General features: G+C 66.5%; 20 protein-coding genes. 2 read left to right on the plus strand and 18 right to left on the minus strand.

Annotated elements, in window-relative coordinates; translation table 11 throughout:
- Positions 1 to 81: 81 nt before the first annotated feature.
- From ftsY to rsmD, 11 genes are all read right to left on the minus strand, one after another.
- Positions 82 to 1,236 carry a signal recognition particle-docking protein FtsY gene (ftsY, locus tag RM25_RS06705; RefSeq protein ID WP_013161307.1) on the minus strand — a complete coding sequence of 385 codons (1,155 nt, stop codon included), beginning with the start codon at positions 1,234 to 1,236 and terminating at the stop codon, positions 82 to 84.
- Positions 1,237 to 1,245: 9 nt separating this feature from the next.
- Entirely contained in the window at positions 1,246 to 2,247 is a 1,002-nt protein-coding gene (locus RM25_RS06710) for an IS481-like element ISPfr17 family transposase (protein WP_044636688.1), read from the minus strand.
- Between the two features lie 179 nt (positions 2,248 to 2,426).
- On the minus strand, positions 2,427 to 2,624 hold the full coding sequence (locus RM25_RS06715; RefSeq protein WP_013161308.1) for a hypothetical protein: 198 nt from the start codon (positions 2,622 to 2,624) through the stop codon (positions 2,427 to 2,429).
- A gap of 81 nt (positions 2,625 to 2,705) precedes the next feature.
- The gene (gene smc / locus RM25_RS06720; RefSeq protein ID WP_044636216.1) at positions 2,706 to 6,251 is read right to left on the minus strand and encodes a chromosome segregation protein SMC; all 3,546 of its coding nucleotides are present in this window, start codon (positions 6,249 to 6,251) and stop codon (positions 2,706 to 2,708) included.
- 37 nt (positions 6,252 to 6,288) lie between these two features.
- A complete protein-coding gene (locus RM25_RS06725; protein ID WP_036939309.1) occupies positions 6,289 to 6,903 on the minus strand; it encodes a GtrA family protein in 615 nt (204 codons plus the stop codon).
- 11 nt (positions 6,904 to 6,914) lie between these two features.
- Positions 6,915 to 7,820, minus strand: coding sequence for a bifunctional DNA-formamidopyrimidine glycosylase/DNA-(apurinic or apyrimidinic site) lyase (mutM, locus tag RM25_RS06730; protein ID WP_044636217.1), 906 nt, complete (start codon positions 7,818 to 7,820; stop codon positions 6,915 to 6,917).
- The gene (rnc, locus tag RM25_RS06735) at positions 7,820 to 8,542 is read right to left on the minus strand and encodes a ribonuclease III (protein WP_013161313.1); all 723 of its coding nucleotides are present in this window, start codon (positions 8,540 to 8,542) and stop codon (positions 7,820 to 7,822) included. Before rnc ends, mutM begins: the two co-directional genes overlap by 1 nt.
- Positions 8,529 to 8,741, minus strand: coding sequence for a 50S ribosomal protein L32 (gene rpmF / locus RM25_RS12305; protein WP_080516105.1), 213 nt, complete (start codon positions 8,739 to 8,741; stop codon positions 8,529 to 8,531). Before rpmF ends, rnc begins: the two co-directional genes overlap by 14 nt.
- Positions 8,742 to 8,891: 150 nt before the next feature.
- The gene (locus RM25_RS06740; protein ID WP_044636218.1) at positions 8,892 to 9,452 is read right to left on the minus strand and encodes a YceD family protein; all 561 of its coding nucleotides are present in this window, start codon (positions 9,450 to 9,452) and stop codon (positions 8,892 to 8,894) included.
- A gap of 87 nt (positions 9,453 to 9,539) precedes the next feature.
- Entirely contained in the window at positions 9,540 to 10,025 is a 486-nt protein-coding gene (coaD, locus tag RM25_RS06745) for a pantetheine-phosphate adenylyltransferase (RefSeq protein WP_036939264.1), read from the minus strand.
- Positions 10,018 to 10,617 carry a 16S rRNA (guanine(966)-N(2))-methyltransferase RsmD gene (gene rsmD / locus RM25_RS06750; RefSeq protein ID WP_036939269.1) on the minus strand — a complete coding sequence of 200 codons (600 nt, stop codon included), beginning with the start codon at positions 10,615 to 10,617 and terminating at the stop codon, positions 10,018 to 10,020. The genes coaD and rsmD overlap by 8 nt, the downstream gene beginning before the upstream one ends.
- 75 nt (positions 10,618 to 10,692) lie before the next feature.
- Between rsmD and RM25_RS06755 the strand changes: the two genes are divergently transcribed.
- Positions 10,693 to 11,115 carry a pyridoxamine 5'-phosphate oxidase family protein gene (locus RM25_RS06755; protein WP_013161317.1) on the plus strand — a complete coding sequence of 141 codons (423 nt, stop codon included), beginning with the start codon at positions 10,693 to 10,695 and terminating at the stop codon, positions 11,113 to 11,115.
- Between the two features lie 106 nt (positions 11,116 to 11,221).
- Here the strand turns inward: RM25_RS06755 and RM25_RS06760 are convergent, their stop codons facing one another.
- From RM25_RS06760 to RM25_RS06770, 3 genes are all read right to left on the minus strand, one after another.
- Positions 11,222 to 13,429 carry an ATP-dependent DNA helicase RecG gene (locus RM25_RS06760; protein ID WP_044636219.1) on the minus strand — a complete coding sequence of 736 codons (2,208 nt, stop codon included), beginning with the start codon at positions 13,427 to 13,429 and terminating at the stop codon, positions 11,222 to 11,224.
- A 201-nt stretch (positions 13,430 to 13,630) separates the two neighbouring features.
- Entirely contained in the window at positions 13,631 to 13,816 is a 186-nt protein-coding gene (gene rpmB, locus RM25_RS06765; protein ID WP_013161319.1) for a 50S ribosomal protein L28, read from the minus strand.
- Between the two features lie 134 nt (positions 13,817 to 13,950).
- Positions 13,951 to 15,636, minus strand: a complete 1,686-nt coding sequence (locus tag RM25_RS06770) for a ribonuclease J (protein ID WP_013161320.1) — start codon at positions 15,634 to 15,636, stop codon at positions 13,951 to 13,953.
- Between the two features lie 111 nt (positions 15,637 to 15,747).
- On the opposite strand from RM25_RS06770, the gene RM25_RS12895 reads away from it, so the two are divergent.
- Entirely contained in the window at positions 15,748 to 16,278 is a 531-nt protein-coding gene (locus RM25_RS12895) for a GNAT family N-acetyltransferase (protein WP_013161321.1), read from the plus strand.
- Between the two features lie 12 nt (positions 16,279 to 16,290).
- On the opposite strand, the gene RM25_RS06780 is transcribed toward RM25_RS12895, so the two are convergent.
- From RM25_RS06780 to rpsO, 4 genes are all read right to left on the minus strand, one after another.
- Positions 16,291 to 17,016: an LmeA family phospholipid-binding protein gene (locus RM25_RS06780; protein ID WP_041704197.1), complete on the minus strand. Its 726-nt coding sequence runs from the start codon at positions 17,014 to 17,016 to the stop codon at positions 16,291 to 16,293.
- A gap of 5 nt (positions 17,017 to 17,021) precedes the next feature.
- Positions 17,022 to 17,762: a 4-hydroxy-tetrahydrodipicolinate reductase gene (gene dapB, locus RM25_RS06785; protein WP_013161323.1), complete on the minus strand. Its 741-nt coding sequence runs from the start codon at positions 17,760 to 17,762 to the stop codon at positions 17,022 to 17,024.
- Between the two features lie 204 nt (positions 17,763 to 17,966).
- The gene (locus RM25_RS06790) at positions 17,967 to 20,177 is read right to left on the minus strand and encodes a polyribonucleotide nucleotidyltransferase (protein WP_013161324.1); all 2,211 of its coding nucleotides are present in this window, start codon (positions 20,175 to 20,177) and stop codon (positions 17,967 to 17,969) included.
- Between the two features lie 324 nt (positions 20,178 to 20,501).
- A complete protein-coding gene (rpsO, locus tag RM25_RS06795; RefSeq protein ID WP_013161325.1) occupies positions 20,502 to 20,765 on the minus strand; it encodes a 30S ribosomal protein S15 in 264 nt (87 codons plus the stop codon).
- Positions 20,766 to 20,849 lie beyond the last annotated feature (84 nt).

Raw genomic sequence — 20,849 nt, forward strand, 5'->3', positions numbered from 1 at the left:
CCCCAACGGGACCGGCCGGGGTCAGATGGCGACGGGGATCGCAGGCGTCGCAGTGGTCACCTGCGAGGCCACCGGTGAAGGTCACTCCCCCAGGAGGCCATCGACGAATTGTGCTGCGTCAAAGGGTGCCAGGTCGTCGGGACCCTCGCCGAGGCCAATGAACTTCACCGGCACGCCGAGTTCGCGCTGCACCTGGACCACGATGCCTCCCTTGGCCGATCCATCGAGCTTGGTGAGCACGATGCCGGTGATGTCGACCACTTCGGCAAAGATGCGGGCCTGGGTGAGGCCGTTCTGCCCGGTCGTGGCGTCGATCACCAGGAGCACCTCGTTGACGGGGGCCTTCTTCTCGATGACCCGCTTCACCTTGCCGAGCTCGTCCATCAGACCGACCTTGGTGTGGAGTCGTCCAGCGGTGTCGACCAGCACGACGTCCACGCCCTCGGTGATGCCCTCATCGACGGCATTGAATGCCACCGATGCGGGATCGGCGCCCTCGTCGCCACGCACCGTACGAACCCCGACGCGCTCCCCCCAAGTGGTCAGTTGTTCAGCTGCGGCGGCGCGGAAGGTGTCCGCGGCACCGAACAGGACGGTTCTGCCCTGGGCCACGAGCATGCGGCCCAGCTTGCCGACCGTGGTGGTCTTCCCGGTGCCGTTCACGCCCACCATCATCACCACGGCCGGGACCGACTCGGCATGGTCGAGGTTGAGGTCGCGGCTCATGTCCGGGCCGACGATCTTGATGAGTTCGCCGCGCAGCGCCTTGCGGGCGGCGGCCGGGTCGGCCACTCCCCCCACGGCGAGTGCCTTGCGCAGGTTCTCGACGAGTTCAGTGGCCGGGCCCACGCCCAGGTCGGAGGCGATCAGGGTTGATTCGAAGTCGTCCCATGTCTCATCGTCGATCTTGTCGACGCTGAGCAGGTCGGCCAGGGCACGAGCCAGAGTGTTCTGCGAGCCGGCAAGTCGGCGACGCAGCCTTGCCAGGCGCGCGCCGGGGGCCTCGGGCGTCTCCAGTTCGGAGACCGCCTCCTCGGCGGCAGCCTGGGCTGTCGCCGGCGCTGCCGGCGCTCCGGGCTGCTCGGCGGGCTCCTGCTCGACAGTCGTCGGCGTGACGGCCTTCGCCTCAGGTGCCGCCGTGACCTGCTTGTTGGAGCGTCCGAACCGGACCGCAACATACGCGACTGCGCAGGCTGCGACGATGCCGGCGACGATTACCCAGAAAACCCAATCCACGCTGGCAGTCTAGCTGTACTTCCCCGTGACGTTGTGAACGCGGGCTGAGGGAGTCTGGCCGCCGATCCCGGTGTGGGGTCTGTGGTGATTGTAGTGATGGAGCCAGGTCTCGTAGGCTGCGGCGCGCTCGGCTTCGCTGGCGTAGGGCTTCGCGTAGGCCCACTCGACGGCGAGGGTTCGGTTGAACCGCTCGACCTTGCCGTTGGTCTGCGGCCGGTATGGCCGGGTCCACTTGTGCTTCACCTCGTCGCCGAGCGCGTCAGCGAAGGCGCCTGACCGGTAGCAGGAACCGTTGTCGGTCATCACCGCGGTGACTGTGACGCCCAGGCCTGCGAAGAACGCGTTCGCGCGGGTCCAGAACCCCGCTGCGGTCTCTTTGCGCTCGTCGTCAAGGATCTCTGAGTACGCGATCCGGGAGTGGTCGTCCACGGCGTGGTGCAGATACCGGTAGCCGCGAGAGCCGGCTGCCCCGGCACGGGCTGCCTTGTCGCGGGCCACTCCCGCGTGACGGTCCTGCATGGATCCGCGACCGTGGGCACGCCACCCGCCGCCGTCGGGGATCCGGCCTTGTTTCTTGATATCTACGTGCACGAGCTCGCCCGGCGCGGCGACCTCGTACCGTTTCGGCTTCGGGCGGCGAACCGGCAGCCCGGTGGCCTGGTCGATGTTGATCAGCTTCGGCATCTTGTATCGGGCGAGCACCCGACCGACCGTGGAACGGTGCAACCGCAGGTGATACGCGATCCGGTGCGGACCCCACCGGCGAGTGAACCGCAACGCGACGATCCGATGCTCCGTCTTACGCGGAAGCCGGTTCGGTGACGAGGTGGGCCTCGAACTACGGTCGATCAACGGCAGCCCTGCCCGGTACCTGTCGGCCCACCGCTTCACCGTCGCGGGCGAGCACTGGAACCGTTCCGCCGCCCGCCGCAACGACCAGCCCTGTTCCACGACGAGAACAGCAAGACGACGACGCCCTTCCGGTGTCAAGGGTGCGTTAGCGTGAGTCACGAAGACCTCCGTGGTCAGGAGAGTGAGTGTGGTAACCCACATCCTGCCCGGAGGTCTTCGCTACCTCACCCGTTCACAACCTCCCGGGGAAGTACATCTAGCGGGCATGTCCGTGGTTCCCCCGGTCATGAGCCCCCAACCAACCTGCCCCGCACGGGTCCCGGCGATCCCCCGACGACTCAGCGCCTGGGGATCAGGTCGCGCAAGGCCTGCGGAATCTCCGCCTCACCATTGAGGTGGCGTGCCAGCGTGCCCAACCGCCTGGCGAGCCGGGGATGACGATCGCGGAAATATCCCTGCATGCCCATCATGACCATGGCCACGACGCCAACCGCCAGGGCCAGCACGGCCAACATGGCCAGAATGAAGACGATCACGGGACCTCCGATCGGTGCGTTGCACCGCCATTATCCCCCATGGCGGCGCGGGCCCCGCCACCGGCCGGTGTCCCGACGACGTCAGCCGACCAGCCTCTGGGAGATCACCTTCGTGACGCCGTCCCCGCGCATCGTGACCCCGTACAGCGCATCGGCCTTCTCCATCGTGCGCTTCTGGTGGGTGATCACCAGGAGCTGGGAATCCTTGCCGAGTTCCTCGTAGATGCCGAGCAGGCGTGACAGGTTCACATCGTCGAGGGCGGCTTCGACCTCGTCGAGGATGTAGAAGGGGCTCGGGCGGGCGATGAACAGGCTGAACAGGAAGGCCACCGCCACGAGCGAGCGTTCCCCCCCCGACAACAGCGACATGCGCTTGACCTTCTTACCGGCCGGGCGCGCCTCGATGTCCACGCCGGTGGCCAACATGTCACCGGGGTCGGTCAGCACCAAACGCCCCTCGCCGCCGGGGAACAACCTCGGGAAGACCGTGGCGAAGGTCGCTTCGATGTCGGCATATGCCTGGCTGAACACCTGCTGCACCCGGGCATCGACCTCATCGATGATGTCCTCCAGGTCCTTGCGTGTCTTCTTCAGGTCCTCGAACTGCTCCGCAAGGAATTGGTGGCGCGCATTGAGCGCGTCAAATTCCTCGAGGGCCAGGGGGTTGATGCGTCCCAGCTGGTCAAGGGCCCGGCGGGCACGCCGTTCGCGTTTGACCTGCTCCCCACGATCGAAGGGGACCGGATCGGGCTGCTCGTCATCCTCGGTCAGGGCGCTGCCGTCCGGACGGGTGAGGACGGGGATGGGCTTGTCGGGCCCGAACTCGTCAACCAACGCATCGGCCTGCATGCCGAGCTCGCTCATCGCCTTCTCCGTCAACTGTTCCACTCGCATCTGTTGTTCGATGCGTGCCAATTCCTCGCGGTGGGCCCCCTCGACGAGCGACTCGATCTCCTGGCTGCGCTGACGCACCTCTTCGCGTGCCGCGCTGATGTGCGCATCCGCCTGGCTGCGGGCGCGTTCGGCTTCATCGCGTTCGGACTGCGCAGCGACGGTGAGCTCCTCGACGCGCGCAGCGAGCCATTGGGCTGCCTCATGGACCGCGCCGGCAACTGCCGCCTCCCGGCGAACCCGCTCCCGGCGGGCTGCGGCCTCGGCCTGGCTCTGGCGTTCGCGGGCTGCGGCACGACTCAGCGAATCGGCACGCCCGGCCAGGGAGCGGGCACGTTCCTGACCGGTGCGCAGGGCCAATCGGGCGTCCATCTCGGTCTGCCGGGCCAGCCGTGCCGCCACCGACAGCTCGTCGCGCCGCGCCGGATCCGGCTCGGCGACCTCCTCCTGGCTGCGGGCCAGTTCAAGTCGTTGCCTCAGCGCCTCAAGCTCCCCCTCGTCGGCGGCCCGGCGGCTGTTGGCCTTGTCGATGGACGCCTTGGCACGTTCAGCCTCGGCCCTGGCCGTTGCCGAGGCCTGGCCAAGGTGGGAGATCTGCTCTGACAGCGCCGACATCGCCGCATCGGATTCATTCAACAGCTCCAGTGCCGCGTCGGCCTTCTTCTGCGCCGCGGACACCGCCTCCCCAGCCTGCTGACGCGAGAAATGCGCCCGCTCGGCCTCATGGCGGGCGGCGGACAGTTCCTCACGGGCACTGCTGATGGCGGCCTGCAGCTCGATGCGGCTGCGACCCGAACCCGATCCACCGGCCATGAACCAGGCCGACAGGAGTTCCCCGCGTCGGGTGACCACCTGGAGTTGCGGATCGCCGCTCACCACGGCGAATGCCTCGTCCAGGTCCTCAACGGCCAGGAATTCGCCGAGCAGCTCGTTGACCGCCGGCGCCATGGGCTGGGGTACCTGCACGAGATCACGCACTCGGCGGGTGCCGGCGGGGACGGGGCCCGACGACGGCTGTACGCTCGGGGCTCCTTGGATCACCAGCCCTGCCCGGCCCAGATCATCGCGGTGCAGAGTCTCCAGTGCCTCGCGGGCCGCGGCGGGATCACGGACGACCAGGGCCTCTGTTGCCGGGCCGAGCACGGCGGCGACGGCGATCTCCCAACCGGATTCGACCGTGAGCAGCCCGGACAGCGCTCCCAGCACGCCGGGAACCCCGGCCCCGGCCAGCGCAGCGGCACCGTCGGCGCGCACCAACCCCAGCTCCAGGGCCTCGATGCGCGCCGACAGCGTGGCCACATTGCGCTCCACCTGCTCTCGGTGCTGGTCACCGGCAGCCAGGGCCTCCTTGGCAGCCGCGAGCTCGTGGGCGGCCCGCTCATAGTTGGCGTCAAGATCGGACTCGCCGTCACCGAGGCCGGTGATGCGACTCTCCAACGCGAGATAGACCTGTTCGGCCTCGGTGGCCCGGGCCAGGGCCTCATCGCGGCGTTGGCTGAGTCGATCGACTTCTTCGGCGCCCGCCTCGAGCCTCGAATTCAGTGAGCCGACCTGACCGGAAAGGCGGGCCAGCCCCTCCCTACGGTCGGCGACGGCCCGGAGCTGGGCGGCATAGTCCGCCTCCGCCGCCTCATGGTCGTGCTCGGCGGATTCACGACGCGTGGTTGCCCGCGCCAGGCTTTCCTGGGCGGCCTCGACCTGAGCTTCCAGCTCCGCCTCCTCCGCGCGGGCCCGGGCCGCCTCCGCCTCCAACTCGGCGGGATCCCGTGCTGAGCGCGTCTCAGGTGCCACCTCGCCATGGCGCATCCGCTCGGCACTGATCGATTCGATCGTGGCCATCCTTTCGCGCAGTGCCACGGCGGCGTACCACCGCTCCTGGGCGGCCGTGAGGGCGGGATTCGCGGCCGTCAGCGCCTGTTCGGCCTCCGCCTCGCGGGAGCGTGCCTGGTCCAGGCGGACCCTGGCGTCGGCACGCAGCTTCTCCTGACCAGCCTGGTTCTCCTGTTCGGAGGCCAGTGCCAGCCGGGCTGTGGTGAGGTCGTCGGCCAGCAGGCGGGAGCGGGCGTCGCGCAGTTCCGCCTGCACGACCGCTGCCTTGCGCGCAACGGCCGCCTGCCGACCGAGGGGCTTGAGCTGGCGGCGGATCTCTGAGATGAGGTCGGAGAGCCGTTCGAGGTTCTGACGTGTCGACTCGAGTTTCCTGGCCGCCTTCTCCTTGCGGCGACGATGCTTGAGCACCCCGGCCGCCTCTTCGATGAAGCCCCGGCGGATCTCCGGCGTGGCCTGCAGGATCTGGTCGAGCTGGCCCTGACCGACGATCACGTGCATCTCGCGGCCCATGCCGGTGTCGGACAGGAGCTCCTGGACGTCGAGCAGCCGGGCCGTGTGGCCGTTGATGGCATACTCGGAACCCCCCGCGCGGAACAGGGTGCGCGAGATGGTCACCTCTGTGTAATCGATCGGCAGGACGCCATCAGTGTTGTCGATGGTCAGCGTAACCTCGGCGCGTCCCAGGGGTGGACGGCCAGCGGTGCCGGCGAAGATGACGTCATCCATCTTGCCGCCGCGCAGGTGCTTGGCCCCCTGCTCACCCATCACCCAAGCGAGGGCATCGACGATATTGGACTTTCCCGAGCCATTGGGTCCGACGATGGCGGTGATGCCCGGTTCGAAGGCGAGTGTGGTGGCCGAGGCAAAGGACTTGAAACCCTTCAGGGTCAAGCTCTTCAGATACACGCCACGGCTCCCGGAAGGCCGGAATGGTGAATGTCCACTATGCGCTCACAGGTGCTTTCTCGGCAATGGCCTGATCGTGCTTGATGCGGAAGGTCCACAGCTTGTTGACGATGAAGTTGATGGGCATGGTGACCAAGATGGCGATGGCCTGGCTCACGTACTCACGCGAGTGCACCGCATTGAGCACCTGCTGCACGATGGACCCGCTGTGGTGCTGGTAGGCACCGAACCACGCCCCGCGCAGGGAGATGACACCGGCAGGGCTCATCATCATCGCCTTCAGGATCATGCCGATGAAGGCAGCGACGGCCCCGATGGCGAGGAATTGCCAGAAGCCCTTCCACCAGGCGCGCTGGGTGCCCCGGAAGGTCCAGCTGCGGTTGAGCTGGTAGTTGTAGGTGTTCGCCACCAAGAATGACAGGATCCACACCAGCGAGCTGAAACGGAAGTTGAAACTCGTGGCAGGGATCGAGAAGAGGATCTCGGTGGCATTCGCCGAGCCGCCATTGAGCTTGTTTATCACCACGGCGACCGCCATATTGACGATGACGCCGGAGCCACCCACGACGCCGAAGCGGATGAACTGGCCACCAATCCTGGCCGCACGCCGTGAGCGGCTCTCGATGGGTTCCTCGGGGACTTGCTGGCTCATGGGCATCTAGCCTATCTTTCGGGCGCGTCGTGCGCGCTGGATGACGCCCTTGCACGGGCCGGTTCGGATTGTTCCAGCCGACGGGGCAGGCGTTGGCAACGCGGGCACAGGTAACTGGATCGGTTCATGAAGCGCTGCCTGACGATGGCCGTGCCACACCGGGGGCAGGGCTGTCCGGCCCGCCCATAGACGGCCAGGCCGCGGGCGAAGTAGCCGCTGTCGCCATGGACGTTGACGTAGAGCGCATCAAAGCTCGTGCCACCTGCCGCCAGGGCCCGGCGCATGACATCGGCGGCTCGGCGCAGGACCGCGCGCGCACGGCGGGTCGACAGCAGCGATGTCGGATGTTGGTAGTTGGTGTGCGCCAGCCACAGCGCCTCATCGGCGTAGATGTTGCCGATGCCGGAGACGAGCGTCTGGTCGAGGAGGGCACGCTTCACGGTGGTGTGCTTCGCCTGCAATCGGCCGGCGACGGCTTCCACCCGGAAGTGGGGGTCGAAGGGGTCGAGCGCGATGTGTCGAATGGGTTCGGGTAGGCCTGCTCCCCCCGGGCAATAGGCCAGGGAGCCGAAGAGCCGCTGATCCACGAAGCGCAGTTGTGTGCCATCGTCCATGGTGATCACCACGCGTGCATGCTGTGGTAGCGGCGCTCCGGGGGCGTCCACCCGGAATTGGCCGCTCATGCCCAGGTGGGCGATCAGGGCATCACGCCCGTCAAGGGGAATCCACAGGTACTTGCCGCGACGCCGCGGCTCGTCGCAGCGCCTGCCCACCAGTGAGCCGACGAAGTCGTCAGGGCCACCGTCGTGACGCTTGAGTGCCCTGGCATCAAGCACGCGCACGGCGTCGATGCGCCTGCCTTCCACGAACTGGGCCAGCCCCTCGCGCACCACCTCGACCTCAGGTAGTTCAGGCATCAGTCAGGCTGTTCCGCACCATTCACTTCGGCATCGAGCACGCGGAAGGCATTCTCCGCCGCGTGCTGTTCGGCCTGCTTCTTGTTGTGTCCCATGCCGGGGTCGAAGGTGCGGCCGTCCACGAGCGCCACCGCAGTGAAGCGCTTGTCGTGATCGGGTCCGGTCTCGCTGATCCGGTATTCGGGCGGATCGGACTCCATCGCCGCCGCGATCTCCTGCAGCGAGGTCTTCCAGTCCAGGCCCGCCCCCATCTTCACGGCCCGGTCGACCAGCGGATCGAAGATGTGGTGGACGAACTTCGCGGCACCCGACGGGTCTGTCATGTAGATGGCGCCGATCAGCGCCTCGGTGGTGTCGGCGAGGATGCTGGTCTTGTCGCGTCCGCCGGTGGTGAGTTCACCATGGCCGAGCTTCACCAGTTGGCCGATTCCCAGGCTGCGGGCCACTTCGGCCAGGCTCACCGAGCTGACCACGGCCGCGCGCAGCTTGGCCAGCCGACCCTCGGCGTAGTCCGGGAAATGGCGGTACAGATAGTCGGTCACGTTGATGCCGAGCACCGAATCGCCCAGGAACTCAAGGCGTTCGTTGTGGGGGATCTGCCCGTGCTCGTACGCGTAGGAGCGATGTGTGAGCGCAAGGCCAAGGAGCTCGGCGTCCAGAGGGACACCGAGCTCCTTGATCAGTTCAGCGAATCGGCTGGAGCCGGATTCACTCGAATTCACGGGTGTTCAGGCTTCCGGTCACCGTGCGGAACTCGCCACGCGGACCGTACTGATGGCACTTGGGGCACGCGGTGTGCGGCAGGTGGAGCGCACGGCATGCAGGGTTCGGGCAGGTAACCAGGGTCACCGGCGCAGCCTTCCACTGCGAGCGGCGCGACCGCGTGTTGCTGCGGGACATCTTCCGCTTCGGGACAGCCACGTTATTTCTCCTCGATCAAGAATGGGAATGCGCGCCTTTGCAGACACGCGACAGCCTAGGTTACTCGTAGACCCGCCGGTCGTCCAAATGGACGGCCTGCGCGCCGTGGAAACCCGGCACCGCGCCGACGTTCCACATGCGGCACCGCGGTCAGTTGTTCTGGGCCCCGATTCCACCGGTTTCCGGCTCGGTGAGCGCCTTCAGCGCACTCCACCGGGAATCAAGGGGAGCCTCGTGATGATGGTCGGGATGCTCGTTGAGGTTGGCACCGCACTGGGGGCACAGGCCCTTGCAGTCGGGGCGGCACAGGGGCGTGAAGGGAAGGTCGAGGACGATCGCGTCGCGCAACACCGGGTCAAGGTCGAGCAGCTCCCCGTCCAGGAAGAGGTCATCAGGTTCTGCGGAGCGTCCCTCATAGTTGAACAGCTCGAAGACCCGATAGCTGCCGTGGTCGTGCAGATCGGTCAGGCATCGCGCACACTCCCCTTCCAGGGGTGCCTCGACGGTGCCGGTCACGAGGACGCCCTCGACGACGGCCTCAAGCCGAAGGTCCAGGTCGATCCCCGCGCCCTCGGGCACGCGGATCATTTCAATGCCAAGATCGGCAGGCGCCGCGACGGTGTCATGGACCTCCATCATGACTCCCGCCTGACGGGCGAGTTGCTGGGTGTCGATCACAAGGGAATTGCGGGCGTCAAGATGTGTGCTCACACCCCAATCGTAGGAGGCGGCACAACATTTCGACGACTCGCCACCGCCACATCACCTCGCCACGACGCACGGTGGGGTGGGGCCGCGTCAGTAGCCGAGCTTGCTGCGCACCGCTGCGTTCACCGCGGGGGTCACGAAGGGGCTGATGTCGCCGTGGTTCGCCGCCACCTCCCGCAGCATGGAACTCGAGATCGTGCCGTATTCGCGCCCGGCCGGCAGCAGGACCGTCTCGATGCCCGACAGAATGCGATTGAGCTGGCCCATCTGCAGCTCGTAGTCGAAATCGGAGCCGAAGCGAACGCCCTTGACGATCACTGAGGCGTCATGTTCCTTGCAGAACTCGCTCAGCAGTCCGTCTATGGGCTCCACGGTGACACCGTCGATGTCCGCCACGGATTCCCGCACCAGTTCCAGGCGCTCATCACCCTCGAACAGGTAATTCTTCGATGTATTGCGGCCCACCGCAACGATCACCTCGCTGAACACGGTGCGGGCGCGCTCGATGATGTCGAGATGACCACGGGTGATCGGATCGAACGACCCCGGGCACACGGCCCGTACGGGCTCAATCATCCTTGTTCCCTTCGGCGGCACGACAAAAGTACAAACAGCTCTCACCGTAGCGTCGCGTCCAACTGAGTTCGAGGCCACCCGGCCAGTCCGGTTCCCCCACGCGCACCGAGCGTTCCACCACGAAGATCCCGTCGGACAGCAAATAGCCGTGTGCCAGGGCGGTTGCCATGAGCGTGACCAGCTCATCGTTGCTCAACTCATAGGGCGGATCCAGCAGGATCACGTCATTGGCGTGGGCGGCGGGCTGTGCCAAAAAATTGCGTACCGATGCCGTCACGATGCGCCCGGACAGGCGGGTGTGCTTCTGGTTCTGCTTGATCACGGCGGCAACGCCATGGTCCTTCTCGACCCAGGTGACCGGATCGGCGCCCCTGCTCGCCGCTTCCAGCCCCAACGCCCCGGACCCGGCGAACAGATCGAGCACCGCGAGTCCGGACAATTGCTCGGCAGGATCCTCGGCTGCCGTGCCGGCCCATGTCGACAAGGAGCTGAACAGGGCTTCACGCACCCGGTCGGTGGTGGGTCGGGTTTGGGACCCCTGCGGGGTGATCAAACGTGCACCCTTGGCTGATCCGGTAATGATTCTGCTCACGGCCCAAGGCTAGCCGGGGCGTGGCGTACGGCTGCGACGCTGGCCCGGACGCCCGGGCTGGGGTTAGATGTTGTCATGGCTGACACAACGAACCCGATCTCCCCCATTCCCGATGACAGCACGTGGGGATACCTCGCCAGCGTCGACGTGGGCCGCATCGCGGTGAGCTCCGACAACCTGCCGGAGGTGTACCCGGTGAACTTCTGCCTCGACGGCGAGTCGATCGTCTTCCGCAGTGCGGCCGGCAGCAAGCTCGAGAAGCTCGCGCTGAATTCCCACGTGGCCTTCGAGGCCGACGGATGGAGCGAGGAGGGCGGTTGGAGCGTGCTCGTGCGCGGAACCGGCTCCTTCATCACCGATGAGGACGAGCTCGCACGCGTGGCGAAGGCTCCCCTGCTGCCGTGGGTGCCGACCGTCAAGAAGAACTGGGTGCGGATCACGCCGACGAGGGTGACCGGAAGGACCTTCCTCTTCGGCCCTGAGCCCTCCCAGTCCTAGGCGCCCACCAAACACCGGGATGCGGCGGCCCGGCGGCACTGTCACACCGAACCCCGCGAGCACACCGGACCCCGCGAGGTCCGGACCCCGGCCAGTGGGGCGCGACTCAGTCGCGCTCCATCCAGGCGGCGTCCGCGTTGAGTTGGGCGGCCTTCACCATGTCCTGCAGGCCGGGGTCAAGTGATTCCAGCGCAGTGGTCGACAGTGCTGCGGCGACGTCGCGGGCCCGTCCGATCAGGTCGGCATCATCGAGCACGCGCAGGAGCCTCAGCGTGCTGCGTCCACCCGCCTGCTCCGCCCCGAGGACGTCGCCCTCGCGGCGCTGTTCCAGGTCGAGCTCGGCCACGGCGAAGCCATCATTGGTCTGCGCCACCTGCTGGAGGCGCTGCGCCGCGGGGGTCCGTGGGTCAACCCCGCTGACGAACAGGCAGATGCCCGGAAAGCTTCCCCGTCCGATGCGTCCACGCAGCTGGTGCAACTGGCTGACCCCGTAGCGATCGGCGTCCAGAACCACCATGGCGCTCGCATTGGGAACATCCACGCCCACCTCGATGACGGTGGTGGTGACCAACACATCGGTCTGGCCCGCCGCGAAGGCTGCCATCGCTGATTCCTTGTCGGCTCCACTCATCCGCCCGTGCAGCAGACCAAGGCGCAGGCCCTTCAGCTCGTGGGAGCCCAAGCGTTCGAAGACCTCCTGAGCGGCGGCAACCGGCTCAGCCGACTTCCCCCCGTCGGTCTGGCTGACCCGGGGGCACACCACGAACGCCTGCCGTCCGGATTGGACCTCCTCCAGCACGCGCTGCCAGACCCGGGCCAGCCACGTGGGATGCTGCGCGGTGAGCACGGCGGTGGTCTGGACGCCCGCCCGGCCCTGCGGCAGCTCGCTGAGGGTGGACAGCTCCAAGTCACCGAAGACGGTCATCGCCACGGAGCGTGGAATCGGCGTGGCAGTGAGCACCAGCTGGTGGGGGCGATGGTCACCCTGGTCGGCCAGGACCGCTCGTTGCTCGACGCCGAAACGATGCTGCTCATCGACCACGATCAATCCGATGTCGGAGAAGTGCACGGCCTCGGACAACAGGGCATGGGTCCCGACGACCAGCCCGGCCTGCCCGGAACTGATCGCGGCAAGGGCCTGCTTGCGCGCGGCACCGGTGACGGCGCCGGTGAGCAGCACCAGGTGCGTGGCATGCTCCGGGGCGTCCAGGGTGCCCGCCGCGGCCAGGGGCCCGAGCAGCTTGCGGATGGATCCCTCATGTTGCCCCGCAAGCACTTCGGTGGGGGCCAACAGCACGGCCTGATGCCCGGCATCGACTGCGGCGAGCATGGCCCGCAGCGCCACGACCGTCTTGCCGGATCCGACTTCACCCTGGACGAGGCGGGCCATCGGCACCGACCCGGACATGTCGGCGACGATCTCGTCACCCACGGCGCGTTGGCCCCGGGTCAGGGTGAAGGGCAGGGCGGCGTCGAAGGCATCAAGCAGGCCGCCGCTGCGGTGGGTGATCACCGGCGCGCGATGGCGACTGGATTCCTTGCGCCGATAGGCCATCAGGAGCTGGAGGCCCAGCGCCTCGTCGAACTTGAGCCGCTTCAGGCCACGGGCGACGTCGTCGGGGACCCTCGGCCGATGCACCAGGTCGAAGGCCTCCCACAGGCCCACGAGGCCCTCCTCACGCACCAGCGAGGGCGGCAGGAAGTCCACGATGCCCGCCAGCATGTCGAGCCCCATGGCCACGCATTCGGCGATCTGCCAGGTCGGCAGGGTGGCGCGGGCCGGATAGATGCCGATGATGTCTGATTTCGTGACCACCTGCGCCATCAGGGCGCGCTTCTCATCGGCGGCACCCACGATGCGCCCGGCGGCGTCCAGCATGACGAAGTCGGGATGGGTCATCTGCAGCTGGTCATTGAACTCACCGATCTTGCCGACGAAGATGCCCCGCTCCCCCATCGAGAGCTGCCGTTGCCAGTAGTCGACCAGGTACTTCTTGCCGAAGAAGATGAGGTTGAGGAAACCGCGTCCGTCGGTGAGCCGCGCCTCCAGCCGGTAACGGCGTGGGTCGCCCCGGAAGGGCGCCGACGACAGGGAGGCCACCTCCGCCACGACCGCCGCCCGCTCATCGGGCACGAGCGTTCGCAGGTCGGTGCGCTGCGTTCCCGACAGATAGTCACGCGGCGTGTAGTGCATCAGGTCATCGACGGTGTGCAGCCCCACGGCGGACAGGGCCTTGGCAGTGCGTGAGCCGAAGACGCTGCCCAGGGTCGCCTCCAGGCGCTCGAAGGTGTCCGTGCGAAATGGGCTGACCACCCGGCCCGGGACACGGCGGGACGCCGCGGTGCGGGGATGATGGCCCGGGGCCGGCCTTGACGAAGCGCTCACGCCCCGAGCCTAACCACTGCCTGTGACATGGCTCGTCCACCATGAACATGCTGAGGGCCCGTCCACCGACGGGTGGACGGGCCCTCAGGCAAAATCTGTGAGTTCAGCTCAGGTGCGCGAACGCCCTGCTCAACGGCTGACCTTGCCAGCCTTCAGGCAGGAGGTGCACACATTGAGGCGCTTCGCTGTGCCATTGACCACAGCATGCACGCGCTGAATATTCGGATTCCAACGGCGGTTCGTCTTCTTCTTCGACCACGGCACGTTGTGCCCGAAGCCGGGACCCTTGCCGCAGATCTCGCACACGGCAGCCATGGCGACTCCTTGACCTCTTGATGACAGAAACTTGGGAAACAGTCAGCGCCGCTTCCGACGCAACCGGACAAGCTTATCCCCGAGCCACCTACGAGCTCAAATCGGACGCCGGGCCGGGGAATGGCCGGTGCCCGTCATACGGCAATGACCACCGGCACGATCATCGGACGGCGCCGATAGGTATTGCTGACCCATTGTCCGACGGTGCGTCGCACCACCTGCTGGAGACGGTGTACGTCGTCGACCCCCTCATCGAGCGCCGAACGCACCGACTTGGCGATGCGCGCGGTGACATCGTCAAAGATCGAGGGATCCTCGAGGAAGCCGCGGGCCGACAGGTCCGGGCCCGACACGATGGATCCGTCACGCAGATCGACCGCCACGACCACGGAGATGAAGCCCTCCTCGCCCAGGATGCGCCGATCGGTGAGCGCACTCTCGGTGATGTCACCGACGGTGGACCCGTCGACGAAGATGTAGGAGGCGTCCACGCGTCCCACGATCCGCGCCCGCCCCTTCTTGAGATCGACCACATCACCGTCCTGGGCGACGATGGCCCGGTCACGGGGCACGCCGGTGGCCACGGCAAGGTCGGCGTTGGCGACGAGGTGGCGCGGCTCACCGTGCACCGGCAGGGCATTGCGCGGCTTGACGATGTTGTACAGGTACAGCAACTCACCAGCACTGGAGTGGCCCGACACGTGCACGAAGGCGTTGCCACGGTGCACCACATGGGCCCCCATCCGGGTGAGTCCATTGACCACCCGGTAGACCGCATTCTCGTTGCCGGGAATCAGCGATGAGGCGAACAACACCGTGTCACCGGCGTCGATCGAGATCACGGGATGGTCGCGGTTGGCGATCCGGGACAGGGCTGCGAGCGGCTCACCCTGGGATCCCGTGCAGATGATGACCACCTTGTCATCGGGATAATCGTTCAACTTGGACATCTCGATGAGCAGGTCACCGGGCACCTTGAGATAGCCCAGCTCGCGGGCGATGGCCATATTGCGCACCATGGAGCGTCCGACGTAGCAGACCTTGCGGTCGTGCTTCACGGCCAGGTTGATGATCTGCTGGACGCGGTGCACGTGGGAGGCGAAGCAGGCCACCACCAGCTTCTGCGTCGATTCTGCGAAGACCCGTTCCAGGGCCGGCAGGATGTCGCGCTCCAGCGGGGTGAATCCGGGCACCTCGGCATTGGTGGAGTCCGCCAACAGGATGTCGACGCCCTCCTCGCCGGCATGCGCGAAACCCCGCAGGTCAGTGATGCGGTGGTCGAGCGGGAGCTGATCCATCTTGAAGTCGCCGGTGTGGAGCACCGTACCGGCCTTGGTGCGGATGAACACGGCCAGTGCATCGGGGATCGAATGGGTGACCGCGTAGAACTCGAGGTCGAAGATGTCCAGGGCCACCTGGTCGCGTTCCTTGACGGTGTGCAACTCGGCATGGCGGATGCGGTGTTCGCGCAACTTGCCCTCGACCAGCGCCAGGGTCAGCTTGCTGCCATAGATGGGGATGTCCTCGCGCATGCGCAGCAGATAGGGCACGCCCCCGATGTGGTCCTCATGGCCGTGGGTGAGCACCAGCCCGACGACATCGCCGAGGCGACCCTCCAAGTAATCGAGGCCGGGCAGGATCAGGTCAACACCGGGCTGGTTGTCCTCCGGGAACAGCACCCCGCAATCGACCAGCAGGATCTTGCCATTGACCTCGAAACAGGTCATGTTGCGCCCGACATCACCCAATCCTCCGAGGGGAATGATGCGCAGGGTGTCAGCCGCCAGCTTTGAGGGGCTCTTCAATCCGTCATGTGCCACGGGCACCACCCTAGCGGGAGGCCTGTCCCCCTGCCGCCCGGACGCCGGGACCCGCGCCGGGGCCATCGCCGGCCCCACTCGCAGGTCCGATGGCCGCGTTAGTGTGGGGCGGTGACTTCTCAGAGCTCCGGCGCCGGGTTCGTGCGACTTGCCATGCCCAAGGAGGCGGCAGCCATCGCGGCCATCCAACGCGAGTCCTGGCATGACCAGGGACTCGCCGATGAGCTGCCCGGCCCTGCACAGATCGAGCAGGCCTGGCGCGAGGCGATCGCAACTCCCCCGTTGGCCATCTACCGGGTACTCATCGCCCAGGACGACACCCGCACGGCGGTGCGCGGCTTCGCGGCGATCGGCCCCAGCGACGATCCGGACTGTGCCGTCGACGACGCCCTGGTCGGGGAATTCGTGATCGATCCGCGTCACCTGCATGAAGGGCATGGCTCACGACTGCTGAACGCCGTGGTCGACACCCTGCGTGCCGATGGCTTCGTGCGGGCCACGTGGTGGGTCGCCACCACCGACGATCCGTTGCGCGCCTTCCTGGAGGCCAGCGGATGGGCGCCCGATGGTGCCCATCGGGAGGTCGGCGACGAGCAGGGCATCAAGGCTCGTCAGATCCGATTGCACACGGCCCTGAAATAGGGTCCGGGACCGCTACTGCTTGAGCTTGCCCAAGTCGACGTGGTCGCCGTGCACGCCCAGGGTGGCCCCCTGTTCGGTGAGCGTCACGCTCGAGTAACTCAGCCCGTCGCCCACGGTCGGCAGGGTCAGCTTGTCCTGGAAGGCCTTCGTGGCCCCCGCGATGACATCGGAGGGAACGTCCACGCCGGCCAGGGTGGCACTGGGCGAGACGAGGCCGAGCTGGCCATGGGGATCGTTGACGTTCAGCGATGCGGTGACCTGGATGGGGATCGTCTGGCTGCCCGCCGTGATGTTCGTGGACCCGGCTGCCCGTCCATCGCCGGCATAGCTGAGCTGCACACCGGTGAGGCTCGACAGGGTCGCCCAGTCCACCGTGACGGCGGCATCCAGCGATTCGACGGTGGCCTCGGCCGGCTTTGTCAGCGGACTCACATTGTGCAGGTTCACCGTGGCCGAGCTGACGTGCACCGTGCGGGTGCCGCCCGTGAGGGTGAAGGAGCCCAGCGTCAGCTCGGCACCCGAGACCTTGTTCTGCACGGCCGAAGCGAGGAAGATCGGATCGGTGATCCTGGTGTGCACCTCGCTGAGCGTTCCCACCTTGGCGGTCAGCTTGTCATCGATCGCCTGCTCGGCGCGGTCACGCACCACATGGTCCACCACCATCACGGCCACACCCAGCAGTGCCAGGACCATGCTGAAGATGATCACATCGCGTCCCCGATGCGATGACCGGCTCATGGTGGTCAGTCCAGTCCGAGGATCTGGTTCATGCCGACGGTGAGGCCGGGGCGGGACATGACGGCTCGCACCGCTGCCAGCACGCCGGGCATGAAGGAAACCCGGTCGTAGGAGTCATCGCGAATGGTCAGGGTCTCCCCCGCCAGTCCGAGCAGCACCTCCTGGTGGGCGACCAGGCCCTGCAGGCGCACGGAGTGGACGGGGATCCCGTCGACGCGGGCGCCGCGGGCCCCCGGAAGCTCCTCCACCGTGGCGTCGGGCATCGGCTTGGAATGAGCCTTCTGCCGCGCCGCGGCGATCTGCTCAGCCGTCGTCCGCGCAGTGCCCGACGGGGCGTCGAGCTTGCGGGGATGGTGCAGCTCGATGATCTCCACCGAGTCGAAGAAGGGGGCTGCCTTGGCAGCGAAGGCCATCATGAGCACGGCACCAATGGAGAAGTTCGGTGCGATCACCACGCCACACCGTGGCTCGGCGCCGAGCCAGTCGCGCACCTGGTCGAGTCGCTCCTCGGTGAAGCCGGTGGTGCCAACCACCGCGTTGATCCGATGGTCGATGCACCATTTGATGTTGGCCATGACCGAGTCGGGCTGGGTGAAGTCGACCATCACGTCCGCGTGCTCGGCCGGGGCAAGGTCACTGCCCTCGCTGATGCGGGCAACAAGCTCCATGTCGGGGTCGTCCTCGACCGCCTGGACCACGGTCGCACCCATCCGCCCGCTGGCTCCGAATACGCCAACCTTCACCATTGCTCCCCTCGACGCCTCGCACCGGAACCACTACCGGCAGCGCTGTCAGCCTACCCGTCGCGACGCTCGCACAGGGGGATCCACCGCTCAAGGTGGCTGATGGTCCCCGGACCGCAAGGCCATATGAAGCACTGGGGGCCAACCACGTCTGTGGCCGGCCCCCAGTGCTCAGGTGCTCATCCAGCGATCACGCTGGCATGTGGATCACTCGTCGTCGGAGTCGTCCTCGTCGAGCACGGGAACCAGTGACAGCTTGCCGCGATCATCGATGTCGCTGATCTCGACCTGCAGCTTCTGGCCCACGGAGAGCACGTCCTCAACGTTCTCCACACGCTTGCCGTCGTTGAGGGCGCGCAGCTTGCTGATGTGCAGCAGCCCGTCCTTGCCCGGCAGCAGGGAGATGAATGCGCCGAAGCTGGTCAGCTTCACCACGGTGCCGAGGTAGCGCTCGCCGCGCTCGGGCATCGTCGGGTTGGCGATCGCATTGATCATCGTGCGTGCGGCCTCGGCGGCATCGCCATTGTCGGCGCCCACGTAAATGGTGCCGTCCTCCTCGATCGAGATGTTGGCGCCCGTGTCGTCCTGGATCTGGTTGATGACCTTGCCCTTGGGCCCGATCACCTCGCCGATCTTGTCGGTGGGAATGTGCACGGTGATGATGCGCGGCGCATAGGGGCTCATCTCATCGGGGCTGTCGATCGCATCGTGGATCACGTCGAGGATGGCGTGGCGCGCGTCGCGGGCCTGCAGCAGGGCAGCGGCCAGCACGTCGGCGGGAATGCCATTCAGCTTCGTGTCGAGCTGCAGCGCCGTGACGAACTCGCTGGTGCCGGCCACCTTGAAGTCCATGTCGCCCAGGGCGTCCTCGGCTCCCAGGATGTCGGTCAGGGCGAGGTAGCTCGTCTTGCCCGACTCGTCGGTCTCACTCATCAGGCCCATCGCGATACCCGCGACCGGGGCCTTGAGCGGAACGCCGGCGTTGAGCAGCGACAGCGTCGAGGCGCAGACCGAACCCATCGAGGTGGAACCGTTCGAACCGATCGCCTCGCTGACCTGGCGGATCGCGTAGGGGAATTCCTCGCGCGTCGGCAGCACCGGGACGATGGCCCGGGATGCCAGAGCACCATGGCCCACCTCGCGGCGCTTCGGGGAACCCACACGACCGGTCTCGCCGGTCGAGTAGGGCGGCATCTCGTATTGGTGCATATAGCGCTTCGTGTGCACCGAGCTCAGGGTGTCGAGCTTCTGCTCCATGTCGAGCATGTTCAGCGTGGTGATGCCCAGTACCTGGGTCTCGCCGCGCTGGAACAGTCCGGAACCATGCACGCGCGGGACGACGCCCACCTCGCTGGACAGTGCCCGGATGTCCTTGGGGCCACGTCCGTCGATGCGCACGCCCTTGCTGAGCACACGGTCACGCACGATCTTCTTCTCAAGGGCCTTGAAGGCACCGGCGATCTCGCCCTCGCGGCCCTCGAAGTCCTCCTCGCCCACCATCTGGCCGACGATCTCGTGCTTGAGGTCGCTCTCGGCCTCCTGACGATCCAGCTTGGCGGCAACCTGCTCGATCTTGTCGAGCTTGTCGTAGCCGAGTTCCTTGACGCGATCCCACACGTCGTCCTCGTATTCCTTGAACACGGGGAAGTCGTAGGTCTCCTTGTTCACCTGGGCGGCGAGCTCGGCCTGGGCGTCGCACAGCACCTTGATGAAGGGCTTTGCGGCATCCAGTCCGGCGGCCACGACCTCTTCGGTGGGTGCGGTGCGTCCGCCCTTGACGAGCTCCCAGGTGGCTTCGGTGCCGCCGGCCTCGACCATCATGATGGCGATGTCACCGTCGGGCAGTACACGGCCGGCAACGACCATCGAGAAGGTTGCGTCCTTCTCCTGGTCGACGGTAGGCAGGCACACCCACTGGTCACCGATGAGGCTGATGCGCACGGCACCGATCGGCCCGCTGAACGGCAGGCCCGAGATCTGGGTGGACATCGAGGCGGCGTTCATGGCCACCATGTCGTACTCGACCTGCGGGTTGAGCGCCAGGACGGTCACGACCACCTGGACCTCGTTGCGCAGGCCCTTCTTGAAGGCGGGACGCAGCGGACGGTCAATCAGGCGACAGGTGAGAATCGCGTTCTCCGAGGGGCGACCCTCGCGACGGAAGAAGGAGCCGGGGATACGACCCACGGCATACATCTTCTCTTCGACGTCGACGGTCAGGGGGAAGAAGTCGATCGCTTCGCGCGGCTTCTTCTGTGCCGTCGTGGTGGACAGCAGCATGCTGTCGCCGTCAAGGTAGACGGCAGCAGCGCCGTCGGCCTGCTGGGCCAGCAGACCGGTTTCGAAACGCATGATGTGCTTCCCGAACTTGCCATTATCGATAATGGCCTCGGAAAACTTGATGTCAGGTCCCTCCACGGGGATTCCTTTCATTGGGGAATAGCCGCTGGCATGGGCGCCTCACAGTGCCGGTCTTCGATCGAGGACAGCGGGGCGTGCCCGCAGTCCACCACCGAGGACCGAGGCCTGGGCTGGCGACCATGACGGCAGCGTCTGGACGGTGTGCGCAAGGCACAACTTCGACAAGCCTACCCGAACATGCAGCCTGAGTACGCTTTGTGCGTTTCGGACGCATGAATGGTCGGCGGCCGGCAGGAGAACAAGGAAGGGCCGCCCCAGCTGGGGCAACCCTTCCTGCCAGGTTTCCGGATGTCCAGTTCCTGAATGTCTGGTTTGTGGCTGTCAGCGACGAATACCAAGGCGCTTGACGAGATCACGGTAGTGCTCGACATTCTCCTTGGCCACATAGTTGAGCAGGCGGCGGCGCTGGCCGACCATGAGCATCAGGCCACGACGGCTGTGATGGTCACCTTTGTGCACCTTGAGGTGCTCGGTCAGGTGCGAAATGCGCTTGGTCAGCAGTGCAACCTGCACATCGGGGGAACCAGTGTCACCCGGGTGCGTCGCGTATTCTTCGACGATCTTCTTCTTCTCTTCGGCGTCCATGACTGGTCGCTCCCTTCAGTTCCCGCTGCGCGGCGCTGCCCTACCCTGTGTGTTGGCAGCCCTTGGTACTCCGCGGCCGATCGA

The organism is Propionibacterium freudenreichii subsp. freudenreichii (genome assembly GCF_000940845.1).
Classification (GTDB): domain Bacteria; phylum Actinomycetota; class Actinomycetes; order Propionibacteriales; family Propionibacteriaceae; genus Propionibacterium; species Propionibacterium freudenreichii.

Coding starts and splice junctions, on each gene's coding strand:
- RM25_RS06725 (WP_036939309.1), bottom strand. CDS start 6,903: ATGAGCCAGCAAGTCCCCGAGGAACCCATCGAGAGCCGCTCACGGCGT.
- mutM (WP_044636217.1), bottom strand. CDS start 7,820: ATGCCTGAACTACCTGAGGTCGAGGTGGTGCGCGAGGGGCTGGCCCAG.
- coaD (WP_036939264.1), bottom strand. CDS start 10,025: ATGATTGAGCCCGTACGGGCCGTGTGCCCGGGGTCGTTCGATCCGATC.
- RM25_RS06755 (WP_013161317.1), top strand. CDS start 10,693: ATGGCTGACACAACGAACCCGATCTCCCCCATTCCCGATGACAGCACG.
- rpmB (WP_013161319.1), bottom strand. CDS start 13,816: ATGGCTGCCGTGTGCGAGATCTGCGGCAAGGGTCCCGGCTTCGGGCAC.
- RM25_RS06780 (WP_041704197.1), bottom strand. CDS start 17,016: ATGAGCCGGTCATCGCATCGGGGACGCGATGTGATCATCTTCAGCATG.
- dapB (WP_013161323.1), bottom strand. CDS start 17,762: ATGGTGAAGGTTGGCGTATTCGGAGCCAGCGGGCGGATGGGTGCGACC.
- rpsO (WP_013161325.1), bottom strand. CDS start 20,765: ATGGACGCCGAAGAGAAGAAGAAGATCGTCGAAGAATACGCGACGCAC.